Annotated in this window: 11 protein-coding genes; 6 read left to right on the top strand and 5 right to left on the bottom strand. The window is 73.6% G+C overall.

Annotation, left to right across the window (positions count from 1 at the left end):
- Positions 1-30 precede the first annotated feature (30 nt).
- Positions 31-1,839: an acyl-CoA dehydrogenase gene (locus tag HCC30_RS25705; RefSeq protein WP_169445173.1), complete on the top strand. Its 1,809-nt coding sequence runs from the start codon at positions 31-33 to the stop codon at positions 1,837-1,839.
- A gap of 60 nt (positions 1,840-1,899) precedes the next feature.
- On the opposite strand, the gene HCC30_RS25710 is transcribed toward HCC30_RS25705, so the two are convergent.
- On the bottom strand, positions 1,900-3,396 hold the full coding sequence (locus HCC30_RS25710) for an LCP family protein (protein WP_240979890.1): 1,497 nt from the start codon (positions 3,394-3,396) through the stop codon (positions 1,900-1,902).
- Positions 3,397-3,521: 125 nt separating this feature from the next.
- Positions 3,522-5,102 (bottom strand): FAD-dependent oxidoreductase, encoded by a 1,581-nt coding sequence (locus HCC30_RS25715; RefSeq protein WP_169445174.1) that lies wholly within the window; start codon positions 5,100-5,102, stop codon positions 3,522-3,524.
- A 257-nt stretch (positions 5,103-5,359) separates the two neighbouring features.
- On the opposite strand from HCC30_RS25715, the gene HCC30_RS25720 reads away from it, so the two are divergent.
- Positions 5,360-6,202 carry a DUF6227 family protein gene (locus tag HCC30_RS25720; protein ID WP_240979891.1) on the top strand — a complete coding sequence of 281 codons (843 nt, stop codon included), beginning with the start codon at positions 5,360-5,362 and terminating at the stop codon, positions 6,200-6,202.
- Positions 6,203-6,314: 112 nt separating this feature from the next.
- Positions 6,315-7,361 (top strand): LysM peptidoglycan-binding domain-containing M23 family metallopeptidase, encoded by a 1,047-nt coding sequence (locus HCC30_RS25725; RefSeq protein WP_169445175.1) that lies wholly within the window; start codon positions 6,315-6,317, stop codon positions 7,359-7,361.
- Here the strand turns inward: HCC30_RS25725 and HCC30_RS25730 are convergent.
- From HCC30_RS25730 to HCC30_RS25740, 3 genes are all read right to left on the bottom strand, one after another.
- Entirely contained in the window at positions 7,331-7,639 is a 309-nt protein-coding gene (locus tag HCC30_RS25730; RefSeq protein ID WP_346776812.1) for a DUF6343 family protein, read from the bottom strand. The genes HCC30_RS25725 and HCC30_RS25730 overlap by 31 nt on opposite strands.
- 139 nt (positions 7,640-7,778) lie before the next feature.
- On the bottom strand, positions 7,779-8,312 hold the full coding sequence (locus HCC30_RS25735) for an NUDIX domain-containing protein (protein WP_169445176.1): 534 nt from the start codon (positions 8,310-8,312) through the stop codon (positions 7,779-7,781).
- Position 8,313: 1 nt separating this feature from the next.
- Positions 8,314-9,669 (bottom strand): tetratricopeptide repeat protein, encoded by a 1,356-nt coding sequence (locus HCC30_RS25740; RefSeq protein WP_169445177.1) that lies wholly within the window; start codon positions 9,667-9,669, stop codon positions 8,314-8,316.
- Between the two features lie 188 nt (positions 9,670-9,857).
- On the opposite strand from HCC30_RS25740, the gene HCC30_RS25745 reads away from it, so the two are divergent.
- From HCC30_RS25745 to HCC30_RS25755, 3 genes are all read left to right on the top strand, one after another.
- Positions 9,858-10,325, top strand: a complete 468-nt coding sequence (locus HCC30_RS25745) for a hypothetical protein (protein ID WP_169445178.1) — start codon at positions 9,858-9,860, stop codon at positions 10,323-10,325.
- Positions 10,326-10,407: 82 nt separating this feature from the next.
- Positions 10,408-11,322 carry a phosphotransferase gene (locus HCC30_RS25750; RefSeq protein ID WP_169445179.1) on the top strand — a complete coding sequence of 305 codons (915 nt, stop codon included), beginning with the start codon at positions 10,408-10,410 and terminating at the stop codon, positions 11,320-11,322.
- Positions 11,322-12,017, top strand: coding sequence for a class I SAM-dependent methyltransferase (locus HCC30_RS25755; protein ID WP_240979892.1), 696 nt, complete (start codon positions 11,322-11,324; stop codon positions 12,015-12,017). The genes HCC30_RS25750 and HCC30_RS25755 overlap by 1 nt, the downstream gene beginning before the upstream one ends.
- The last annotated feature ends 4 nt before the right edge of the window (positions 12,018-12,021 follow it).

Raw genomic sequence — 12,021 nt, forward strand, 5'->3', positions numbered from 1 at the left:
CGCGCAGCCGAACGGGATCGGATCACCGCCATGGCCACACCGTCACTCCTCCTCTCCCGCCGCGACCTCGAATTCCAGCTCTACCGATGGCTCGACACCGAGGCGCTCACCCGGCGTGACCGGTTCGCCGAGCACTCGCGGGAGACCTTCGACGACGTCCTCGACCTCGGCGAGCAGCTCGCCACCCGCTGGTTCGCGCCGCACAACAAGCGCAACGACCGGGAGGAGCCGCACTTCGACGGGGAGCGCGTCCACACGCATCCCGAGGTCAAGGAGGCGCTGGACGCCTTCGCCGCCTCCGGGCTGCTCGCCGGCGGGCTCGACGAGAAGTACGGCGGCGCGCAGCTGCCGCACACCGTCTCCACCGCCTGCTTCGCCTACTTCCAGGCCGCGAACATCGGCACCGCCGCCTACCCGTTCCTCACGCTCGGCAACGCGCGGCTGCTGTGCGCGCACGCCTCGGCCGAGCAGATCGAGACGTACGTGCGGCCGATGCTGGAGGGCCGCTTCCACGGCACGATGTGCCTGTCCGAGCCGCAGGCCGGTTCCTCGCTCGCGGACGTCGCGACCCGCGCCGAGCCCGACGGCGGAGCGGACGGCCGGTACCGGCTGTTCGGCAGCAAGATGTGGATCTCCGGCGGGGACCACGAACTGGGCGAGAACATCGTCCACCTGGTCCTCGCCCGCATCCCCGGCGGCCCGCCCGGGGTCAAGGGGCTCTCGCTGTTCATCGTCCCGAAGTACCTGGTGAACCCGGACGGGAGCCGCGGCGCGCGCAACGACGTGGTGACGGCCGGGCTGAACCACAAGATGGGGTACCGGGGCACGGCCAACACGCTGCTCAACTTCGGCGAGGGCGCGCACCGTCCGGACGGCGCCGAGGGCGCCGTCGGCCATCTGATCGGCGAACCGCACCGCGGGCTCGCGTACATGTTCCACATGATGAACGGCGCGCGGATCGGTGTCGGCGCCGGGGCGATGGCCCTGGGGTACACCGGGTACCTCAAGTCCCTGGACTACGCGCGCCAGCGGCCGCAGGGGCGCCCCGTCGCGGGCAAGGACGCGACGGCGCCGCAGGTGCCGATCGTCGAACACCCGGACGTGCGGCGGATGTTGCTGGCGCAGAAGAGCTATGTCGAGGGCGCGCTGGGCCTGTTGCTGTACTGCTCGCGCCTGGTCGACGAGCAGGACTCGGCGACGGAGGAATCCGCGCGCGACCGGGCGCGGCTGCTGCTGGACGTCCTCACGCCGATCGCCAAGAGCTGGCCCTCGCAGTGGTGCCTGGAGGCCAACAGCCTGGCCCTCCAGGTGCACGGCGGCTACGGCTACACCCGCGAGTACGACGTCGAACAGCACTACCGCGACAACCGGCTGAACCCGATCCACGAGGGCACCCACGGCATCCAGGCCCTCGACCTGCTGGGCCGCAAGGTCGTGCTGGACGGCGGCGCCGGGCTGGCCGCGCTCGGCGAGGCCGTCGGCCGGACCGTGGAGCGCGCCGCGGAGGCGGGCGGCGAGGCGGCCGGGCTCGGGGAGCGGCTGCGTACGGCGTGGGAGCGGGTCACCGAGGTGACGGCGCGGCTGTGGAGCGGCGGTGATCCGACGCTCGCGCTGGCGAACGCCACGGTGTACCTGGAGGCGGTGGGCCATGTCGTCGTGGCCTGGGTCTGGCTCGGCCAGTTCCTGGCCACGGGCGGCCGGGAGGACGACTTCCACCACGGGAAGCGGCAGGCGGCCCGCTACTTCTTCCGGCACGAACTCCCGCGCACCGGGCCGCAGTTCGCCCTGCTGGAGTCGCTGGACACCACGACGCTGGACACCGACCCCGGCTGGCTCTGAGCCCCCGCGCACAGCGGGAGGCGGGGCCCGCGCCGTGCGGACCCCGCCTCCCGGTGCGCGTCAGTCGCAGGCGAAGGCGTCGCCCGTGACCGGGGCGCCCTCGACGCTGCTGCGGTCCTCGACCACGTCGACGACCCGGGTGCCCCGCGCGCCGTCGACGGCGGAGAGCCGGACCAGCGGGGTCGCCGGGTGCCCCTTCACCGCACGCGTCGTGGCCCCGGGCAGCGCCGTGGCCAGCGCCAGCGCGTGCGGCTCGGTGCGCGGCGCGTAGGTGATCTCGGTACGGAGCGGGGGCGCGGCGGCCGTCCCCTCGGCGCCGTCCCCGCCCCGCGGCGCGACGTCGAACCCGTTGTCGCGCAGGCCCTGTTCGACCCGGCGTACGCCCTCGCCGTGGCCCTGGACGCGGACGGTGACCTCGCCGGGCGGCAGCGAGACGGGGTGCTTGCCCGGCGCGGGCTCGGTGCGCGGGTCGCCGGTGACGGGGCGGTCCTCGCGCAGGTTGCGGAAGAGCACCTCGGCGCGCGGCGCGTCCCACTTCAGGGTGGAGCCCCACTCGGGGACGCGGTGGTCGAACTCGGAGAGCGGGAGGGTGGCGAACTCCATCCGCTCCGGCCGCAGTCCGCGCAGTTCACGGCCGAAGCCGGCGAGCCTGCCGACGGTCAGCGTGTCGTCGGTGCGGACGGTGGCGCGGAGCGCGGCGGCCGCGCCGTACAGCGTGGCGGGGCTCCCGGCGACGCGCTCGCTGGTGAGGGTCTCCAGCAGGTGCGCGACGAACCGCTGCTGACGGCGGACGCGGCCGAGGTCACCGGGCGGTGAGACGTGGCGGGCCCGCACGTACCGCAGCGAGCGTGCCCCGTCCAGGACGTGGGTGCCGGCGGCCAGGTCGAGGCCGGAGCCGGTGTCGCGCAGCGGCTTGCCGGTGCAGACCCGGTTGCCGCCCGCGCGGTCGACGGTGCCGACGAAGCCCTTGAAGTCGGTCTCCGCGTAGTGGTCGACGCGGACGCCGGTGGCCTGCTCGACGGTGCGGACCGCGAGCGCGGGGCCGCCGTGCTCGTAGGCGCTGTTGATCTTCCCCCGGTGCCGGACGGTCGTCTTCCCGCCCTGCTCGCGGTGGGCGGCGAAGGGGACGTAGGAGTCGCGCGGGATGCTGACGATGCTGACGCGCTTCCGGTCCTCGGAGAGGTGCAGCAGCATCATCGTGTCCGTGCAGTTGCACTCCTCGCCGTTGACGTGCAGCCGGTCCTTCTCGGCCTTCGTCATGCCCGAGCGTCTGTCGAGGCCGACCAGGAGGATGTTCACGCCCGGCCGGTCGGCGGGCCGGCCGGCGCGCCGGGCGACGTCCCGCATCACGGAGGCGACGGCCTCGGGGCCGTCCACCGCTCCGGGTTCGCCCGGGCCCGGACCGCCGTCGCGCTGCCCCGTGGCGGCGCCGACGGTGCCGGGGGCGAGGACGGCGCCCGCGGCGAGGGCCGTGCACAGCGCGCCCGTGAGGCCGAGCCGGCGCGGCCGCGCGGAGCGCTTGAGGGGGGACGGAGTGAGCCGGTGGAGAGGAGACATGGGCTTGCGCACCTCCGCGGGGTCGTACGGGTCCCGCATGGTAGGCACGTGCCCGTGCCCGGCCCCGGCTCATCGGGCACCGGCCCCGGGCCGGGTCACCCGGGAGGTGCAACGGCGCGGGCGGCTCAGCCGACGTCGTCGCGGACCTCCAGCGGGCGGGTCGCCGGGCCCTGGAGCACCTCGCCGTCGACGCCGAACCGGGAGCCGTGGCAGGGGCATTCCCAGGCGCTCTCCGCGTCGTTGAAGCGGACCAGGCAGCCGAGGTGGGTGCAGCGCGGCGAGACGGCGCGGATCTCGCCCTCCAGCGTGCGGTGCACCGCGCAGCGGCGTCCGCGGACGCGGACGATGGCGCCGGTGCCGCGGGGGATCTCCTCGACGGTGTCCACGTGCGAGGTGCCGGCGGTGCGCAGCCGGTCCCCGACGTACCGGCCCGCGACGGCCGACTGGAAGCGGATCAGCGAGGCGGTCTCGCGGGGCCGGAGCCTGCGCGGCTCGTACAGCCCGGCCCAGGGCGGGAGTTCGGCGCCGGTGATGTGCGCGGCGAGCAGCCGGCCGGACAGCACGCCGCTGGTCATGCCCCAGCCGCCGAAGCCGGTGGCGACCCACAGGTGCCGGTCGGCCGGGTGGAAGGGGCCGATGTAGGGGACGCCGTCGGTGGTGTCGTTGTCCTGCGTCGCCCAGCGGTGCACCAGCCGGGCGTCGGGGAAGCGCTCGTAGGTCCAGGCCGCGAGGCGTTCGTAGCGGGCGCCGACCGAGCCCTGCCCGGCGGTGCCCGGCACGAAGGTCTCGCCGGTGACGATCAGCAGCCGCCTGCCCTCGGTGAACGGGTACGGCGCGGTGCGCACGGTGCGGCTGCCGCGCTCGGGCGTGACGTAGCTGCCGCCCGGGTCCTGCTCCTCGGGGAGCAGCGCGGAGACGACGAGTTCGCGGCGCGGGATGAGCCGGGAGTAGGTGAGCGCGCGGTCGAAGGCCGGGTAGTGGGTGGCGACGACGACGTCGGCGGCGCGTACCTCGGCCCCGTTCTCGGTGCCGAGCCGGTACGTACCGGTCCTCGAACGCGCCCGCGAACCGTCCTGCTCCAGCGCCGTGACGCGGGTGCGCTCGCGGATCAGGCCGCCCCTGCGCACCAGGTCGTCGGCGAGGGCGAGCAGGTACTTGCGCGGGTGGAACTGCGCCTGGTCCTCGACCCGTACGGCGGCGTGCACCGGGAACGGCAGCCCGGTGCGGGTGACATGGCTCGCGGGCAGGCCGGCCTCCCGTGCCGCCTCCGCCTCGGCGCGGATCTCGGCGGCGTGGTGCGCGGACTCGACGAAGGTGTGCGCGGGCACCCGCTCCAGCTCGCAGTCGACGCCCAACTCGCCCGCCGTGGCGACCAGATGGGCGAGCGCGTCCTGCTGGCTGCGCGCGTACAGCCGGGCGTCCTCCGCGCCGCGGGTCTCCCGCAGCCGGGAGTAGACGAGGCCGTGCAGCGAGGTGGCCTTCGCCGCGGTGTGCCCGGTGACCCCGGCGGCGATCCGGTCGGCCTCCAGCACGGCGACGCCGCGTCCCGCGCGGGCGAGTTCCCGTGCCACGGACAGGCCCGCGATGCCGCCGCCGACGACGGCGACGTCGACCTCGGTCACGCTGTCCGGGGCGAGCGGCGGGTGGGGGGCACCGGCCGCCGAGAGCATCCAGTACGACTCGTAGCCGATCGGCAGTGTCGTCACCGCCGTTCCTTCCTCCGCATGGGTCCTCCTCGTCGGTGCGCGCGGGGGCGTGCGCGTCCACTGGGTGGTTCCCGTTCGTCCGCGAATCATCCACATGTGCGGACGCGGGGGTTCCGGGAGGGCCGGCCGAGGTGCCCGGGAGGGCTCCCACGGGCCCGGTGCGCGTCCGGAAATCGCCCCAACTCCCCATCGGATTCCGGGATTCCGCCCCCGGAGCGCATTCACGGCACTACGGTGTGTGCTCGCGGGGAGGTCGGATGGAGCAACAGGTCGCTGTCTGCCGGGAGGGGTCCGCGATGGGCGAGGAAGCGGTGCTGACGCCCGCACAGCATCTGAGGGCGCTGCTCACGCGGGTGCAGAACCCGTTCGAGGTCTCGGACGTGACGCTCGGACGCCTGGAGCAGGCCGTGCTGCACCGCGTCGAACCGCACGGCGCCCGGCTCAGCCGGCACGCCCCCGCGCACGCCGTGCGCTGCGGCGGTTACCGGCACAGCTTCCTGCTCACCGACGGCAGCGGCCTCCCGCTGTGGGAGCTGCGCTACGACAGCCCGGAGGCGGACGGCGGGCAGCTGGCCGAGGTGTACGAGGACGAGTCCACGCTCCGCCGGGCCGAACGGCGCGTCCAGGAACGCTCCGGCGGCACCGGCCCGTACGACCCCTTCGACCCGCACACCGCGCTCGACCGGCTGGAGCACCCGCTCGACGGGCCGCCGGGCGGCGCCGGCCACCGCTTTGTCGGCGCGCGCCCCGGCGGCCGCCGCTACGGCGAGGGCAACTCCCCCGAGCACGCCCGCCGCCTGCTGCGCCGCGCCGAGAACGCCGACCGCCCCGGCGACGAGACGCTCCGGCTGCTGGCCACCGCGCGCGGCCACGAGATCGTGCACGTCCCCAAGCCGCACGCGCTGGCCCGCCAGTGGCACGTGTGGTGCTCGGTGTACGAGCACGCCTTCCTGCTGGAGGACGGGCGCGAGATCAGCCTGTACGAACTGGAGCACGACCTCACCGGGACGGGACGCCTCGTCTGCGAGGTCTACCTGGAGGAAGACGTCGCCGACCGGGCCGCGCACCGGCACGCGCGGAACCACGGCATCGGCGGCTGACGGATCTCTGCCCATGGGCTGACCGCCCGTGTGCCCTTGTGACCTTTCACGGCCCGGTCCTATCGTCTTCGCAACTCCCGCTCCCGGGAGCCCAGTTGACCGGAGGACCGCCATGTCCGCACGGGGACGACACCGCCGCAGCACTCCGGGCCCGCTCGCGCGCACCTCGTTCCGGGTGACGGCGGGCGGCGCCGGCATCGCCCTGCCCCTCACGGCCGCCCAGCTCGCCCAGGCCACACCCCCCGAAGCCGCCGACACGGCGGACCACGCGCCGCGCACTGCCCCGGCGGCCGCCGCGCGCGCCGGGCAGGCACCCGTCACGAGCCGGGCCGCCGAGCGGGACGCGCGGGCGGAACAGGCGCGGCGCGAGCGGGCCGAACGGGCCACCACCTACGAAGTCGTCGGCGGGGACTCGCTGTTCGCGATCTCCGAGCGCCAGGACGTCGAGGGCGGCTGGCAGGCCCTCTACGCCCGCAACCGCCCCGCCATCGGCCCCGACCCGGACCTGATCCGGCCGGGACAGCGGCTGGAGCTCGGGGGCGGGGGCGGGGGCGCGGAGGGCCGCGAGGCCGGGCGCGAGGGCGAGCGGGCGGAGGAGCGGGCAGCCGAGCGTGCGGAGGAGCGGCGGGCGGCGGCCCGTGCGGAGAAGCAGCGGGCGGAGAAGCGCCGGGCCGAGGAGAAGGCCGCCGAGGAGCGGGCCGCCGCCGAGCGGGAGCGGGCCGCCGTACGAGCCGAGCGGGAGCGGGAGCGGGCCGCCGCGTCGGCCCCCGTCAGCGGGGTCGGGCCCGGGACGGCGTACCGCGTCTCGGGCGGCAACTGGTCGTCCGGGTACCACACCGGCGTGGACTTTCCCGTCGCCACCGGCACCAGCGTGCGGGCCGTCGGCGGGGGCCGGGTCGTCTCGGCCGGCTGGGCCGACGCGTACGGGTACCAGGTGGTGCTGCGGCACGACGACGGGAAGTACAGCCAGTACGCGCACCTTTCGGCCATCTCCGTCTCGGCCGGCCAGAGCGTCAACTCCGGGCAGCGGCTGGGGCGTTCGGGCGCCACGGGCAACGTCACCGGGCCGCACCTGCACTTCGAGATCCGCACCGGGCCCGGCTACGGCACGGACATCAACCCGCTCGCCTACCTCCGCGCGCGCGGCGTACGCCTCTGACGCTCCCGCTCGTCCCTGGCGTCGTCCCCGCGCCGGCGGCGCCTGAGCACCACGGCCAGGTCGACGGCGGCGAACAGCGCGAGCAGACCGCAGACCACCGTCAGCACCCGCAGCGACCCCTCGCTGGGCACGTCGCCAGGACCGGTCTGCGTCATCCAGTACCAGAACAGCGCCGTCCCGGCGACGAACAGCGGGACGAACACGGTGGCCAGCAGCTGCCGCAGCCGCAGGTCACTCCGCGCCGTCACCGGCTCACTCCCCCGCCGATTCCGCAACACCGCACCCGCCTCCCTCCGGACACCGGGGGCTCTCCTCCCAGTGTCGCGCGGGGTGCGAGGAGAGCCGAAACGCACGCACGGGCAGGCAGTATGTGCCCGAGCGCTTACGTTCAGTACCGCATGCGCGTCAGGCGACGCGTCAGCGCCATCCGTCGAGGGAGACCTGCGGGCCATCCGCCAGGTACCCGCGCAGGGCGCTGGCAGTGGTGCTCACAAAGTCTTCGGGGATCGCGGCGGTGTTGAACCAGCGGACCTGGGAGTGCTTGCGAGGTTCGCGGTTCTCGGGCTCTCCGGACCAGTCGTGCGCGGTGAAGACGACGGTGAAGAAGCCGTTGGGGGATTCGACGCCGCGCGCGCCATGGATGAGGTGGGCGACGCGGAGGGACTCGGGCTTCACCGTCAGGCCGGTCTCCTCGTAGAGCTCGCGTACGGCGGTGTCGGTGATGGATTCACCGGGGTCGTTCTTGCCGACGGGCAGGTCCCATTTGCCTTGGGCGAACTTGGCGTTGGGGCCGCGCTGGAGGAGCAGGACACGGTCGTTGGCGGTGTCGTGGACGATGACGGCGGCAACCAGCAGGGTCATCGATTCCAGGGCGGGCGGGAGAGCGCTGGGTGCGTCGTTGGTGTGCGGCTGGGCCACGGTGTTCCCTTCGTTCGCCGGGGTGTTGGGCATGTTAGAGGAGCGCTTCGCGTACGCGGCGGTGGAGTTGGGTGGCGCCGGGGACTTGGCGTCGCTGGTAGGTGGCGAGGGTGGGGCGGATGGAGGCGATGGCTTTGCGGGTGCGGTCGGAGGTCATGCCGTCCATGAGGTCGAGGGCGGTGGTCCAGGCGGCGATGGCTTCGTCGGCGCGGGCCTGGGCGGCGAGGCTGTCGCCGAGGTCGGCGTGGGTGAGGGCGTGGACGCGTTTGTACTGGGCCGGGTCCCAGCGGGTGAGGGCGGCGCGGTGCTGGAGTTCGGTGCCGGGGTGGTCGGCGAGGTCGGTGAGAGTGCGGGCGGTGTGGCTGGCGACGGTGCCGGCGGCGGGTCCGGAGACGAGGGAGTAGCTGGGCTGGGGCACGTCGTCGCGGAGGAGGGCGTCTTCGGCGGACAGCAGGGCGCGGGCGGCTGCGGGCTTCTCGCCGACGGCGGCGTAGGCGCGGGCATGGGTGATGTGGAGGAGCGCTTCGGTCTGGCCGTCGACGTGGTCGAGCCCGCGCGTGAGGGCGCCTTCGACGAGGTCGACGCAGTGGTGGGGTTGTTTGAGGCTGAGGGCCTGGTGGGCGAGGGCGCGCATCATCCAGGCCGCGTGGGCGTGGGGGTCGGCTTCGCAGGCGAGTTGGTAGCCGATGTGGTAGTAGCGCTGGGCGGCGCCCTCCTGGCCGAGGTCGTGGTGTTTCCATCCGGCGAGGTAGGCGAGTTCGGCGACTGCTCCGAAGGCTTGGCGGCGGACGTGGTCGCTGGGGAAGCGTCCGCGTAGCAGGGGTGCTGCGGTGTCGGCCAGGTAGGCGGTGACGGTGGTGAGGCCGTGGCCGCCGCCGAGGCGCTCGTCGGCGGCGCTGAAGGCGGTGGTGATGTTGCGTACGACAGTCACGTCCTCCTCGCCGATGGTTATGTGGCCGGTGCGGGCGCGCAGGAGTCGGGAGGTGGCTTCGTGGTCGTAGCCGAGCGGCATGGTCACGCCGGCGGTGGTGAAGGCGGCGACGGCGAGGAAGCGGCGGCGTTCCACGTCTGCGCGGCCCAGGTCGGTGGCGGCCGCCACCGGATCGCTCGTGGTGGAGAGGTCTGAGCCCTCGTCCTGGAGGCCGAGTTCGCGGGGTGTGATGGTGCGGCCGGTGCGCCGTGAGAGGGCCTCGGCGAGGTACTGAGGGACGCGGCCGGTGGGGCGGCGGATGCCGTTGATCCAGTGGGAGATGGCGGCCTTGTTGGTCTGCAGTATTTCGCCGTTCTCCGCTGCCACTTGGCGCACGGCGCGGGCCAACACGTCGTAGGTGCAGCCGGATTCGGCAACCACGTCGCGGAGCCGGTTGTTGGGTTCGCCTCGCGTTGCCACAGCCCCTCCCCGAGTAGCGCTGTAAACCGCGTATACCACCTTGCGTGCTCTCCACCGTACCGACTGTGAGCGTCAGTCGGTTCACTGATTGCAGGCCGCCCGGAGCGCACGGACACCCATCCAGGCTCCCCGCCCAAGGTCCGGCCCCCGGGCGGCCTTCCATCCGTACGAGCAACGGAGGCACAGGCATGACCACCCTCTCCGACACGACAGACACGACCATCACGGTCGAGCTGTCCGAGCAGTTCGACCCGCGCTGGAGCCGCCTGCCGGGCATCACGGTGGACGGGCACCGGCTCACCCTCGACCCCGAGGCGTACTTCTTCCGCTTCGAGTCGCACAGCTGGCTGCTGGCCGATTGGGAGTTGGTCAAGAGCGAGCTGCTGCCCGTTCAGGAGACGGCCGAGAGCGCGGTCGAGCAGCTGGCGCTGGACTTCATCACGGCGCACGCCGCCCCGACGAAGGACGCCGAGTCCATCAAGGCCCATGCGGCCCTGGGCGGACGACTGGTGCACGGCTGCCAGTCCGTACCGGACCAGGCCGGCGGCGTGGTGGCCCCGTACGGCACTGCGATGCCCACCTTCCGCGACGAACTGGCCGCGCTCAAGGGCGACTGGCTCGACCAGGTCTACGCCCACCGTCCCGCCCAAGACTGACCACTCCGTACTGCCGCTGGGCGGGCGGGCGAGGAGCCAACCTGCCCGCCCAGCGGCTTCCCACCGCACTGGAGCACACCCGATGGATCAGAAGGACGCTTCCGCCGAACTCCTCGCCGACCTGTGCACCCTCACCAGGCGCGCCGAACCCCAACGGGTCCCTGTGCGCGTGTGGTTCATGTCCGGGGTCGAACGGGTCACCTTTCCCGACGGCGCGACCGCTGTCTTCAAGTACGCCCGCCCGCCCTTCAACCGCGAGGACCAGGCGCTGCGCATGGCCCGCACACGCGGCGTCCCCGTGCCCCGCGTGCACGCCTCCGCCCAGCGGGAGGGCTGGCTCGGGATGCTGATGGACGACCTCGGTGAACCCGTCCGCGAAGCCGACAACTCGGACGGCGCCGCAGCGGCCGTGGCCCTGCACGCCGCCAGGCCCGTCACTGTCCTGCCGCTGCTGGATGAGGCCCGCCTGGCTGCCCTTCCGGCGCGGGCGCTCGACCACCTCGATCACCTGCGCAAGGCCGACCGCTGGCCGGATACCGGAGACGTTGAGGCGACGCTCGACCGCCTGGCTCAAGCCGCCGGCGTCCGAGCACGAGGCGCCGACCTCGCCCCTTTCGGCTGGGTGCACTCCGAGTTCCACCCCACCAGCCTGCACATCTCCCACAGGGGATGGCGGCTGCTGGATCTCGCCCGCGCCTTCACCGGCCCCGGCCTGCTCGACCTCGCCAGCTGGCACGGCACCCTCGACGACCCGGACCCCACCCGGCTTCGGCAACTGCTCGAAACGTACGTGGCTAGCGGTGGCACACCGGACGCCTTCACCGAGCGCGGGGGCTTGCCTGCCGAGGCGTGGGCGCTGGGATGGCACCGGGTCTGGGCCGTGGAGTGGTTCATGGAACAGGCCATCCGCTGGATCAACGACCCAACCACCGACCCGGCCTACCTCAAGGTCGTGCGGCGCCATCTCACGGACGCTGTAAGGCTGTTGGAGGCGTGATGGCCACCACGTATCCCTCGCCATGGCATGCTCACGCACTCCAGCGGCTGGCTTCCGGCCCCGCCGAGCCGCTCACACCGCCTGCCCGGATGGAATGGACCCCACATCGCGCACACGGACCCGGAGCTGAGCTCCTCGGCACCGAGCTGCGAGGCCGCCGCGTCCTCGAACTCGGCTGCGGCCCAGGCCACAACGCCGCCCACCTCGCCCATCGCACAGGCGCCCGGGTGACGGGCATCGACCTGGTCGGCCTCCAGGTGCGGCGAGCCCGCAGCCACTACGGGCACGTCGCCGGCCTCTCTTTCACCGCCGCGCACGCTCTGCACTACCTCCAGGCCGACCAAGGGCCCTTCGACGTCATCTATTCCGTCTTCGGCGCCATCGGCCTCGTCGCACCGGAACTGCTGCTTCCTGCGACCGTCGGCTGTCTCGCCGGGCTAGGGCTGCTCGTCTTCGCTGTACCCCACCCGCGACGGCACGGCCGCTCGCCGGGCCCCGGAACCTACCCCCACCGCGACTTCCTGGCCTTGCCCGACCGCAGCCGGCTTCCTCTCGTCCGCTGGGAGCTCGCTCCCAGCGCATGGGCCCGCCACCTGCGGCGTGCCGGGTTCACGCACGTCACGAGTCAGGCCATCGGCAACCCCGGCAAGGGACGTTGGCCCACCACGCTCCTGATCACCGCGTACAAGCTTTGACCCC

This window comes from Streptomyces sp. HNM0574 (assembly GCF_012726235.1).
GTDB lineage: Bacteria > Actinomycetota > Actinomycetes > Streptomycetales > Streptomycetaceae > Streptomyces.

Coding starts and splice junctions, on each gene's coding strand:
- HCC30_RS25705 (WP_169445173.1), top strand. CDS start 31: ATGGCCACACCGTCACTCCTCCTCTCCCGCCGCGACCTCGAATTCCAG.
- HCC30_RS25710 (WP_240979890.1), bottom strand. CDS start 3,396: ATGTCTCCTCTCCACCGGCTCACTCCGTCCCCCCTCAAGCGCTCCGCG.
- HCC30_RS25720 (WP_240979891.1), top strand. CDS start 5,360: ATGGAGCAACAGGTCGCTGTCTGCCGGGAGGGGTCCGCGATGGGCGAG.
- HCC30_RS25725 (WP_169445175.1), top strand. CDS start 6,315: ATGTCCGCACGGGGACGACACCGCCGCAGCACTCCGGGCCCGCTCGCG.
- HCC30_RS25735 (WP_169445176.1), bottom strand. CDS start 8,312: ATGCCCAACACCCCGGCGAACGAAGGGAACACCGTGGCCCAGCCGCAC.
- HCC30_RS25745 (WP_169445178.1), top strand. CDS start 9,858: ATGACCACCCTCTCCGACACGACAGACACGACCATCACGGTCGAGCTG.
- HCC30_RS25750 (WP_169445179.1), top strand. CDS start 10,408: ATGGATCAGAAGGACGCTTCCGCCGAACTCCTCGCCGACCTGTGCACC.
- HCC30_RS25755 (WP_240979892.1), top strand. CDS start 11,322: ATGGCCACCACGTATCCCTCGCCATGGCATGCTCACGCACTCCAGCGG.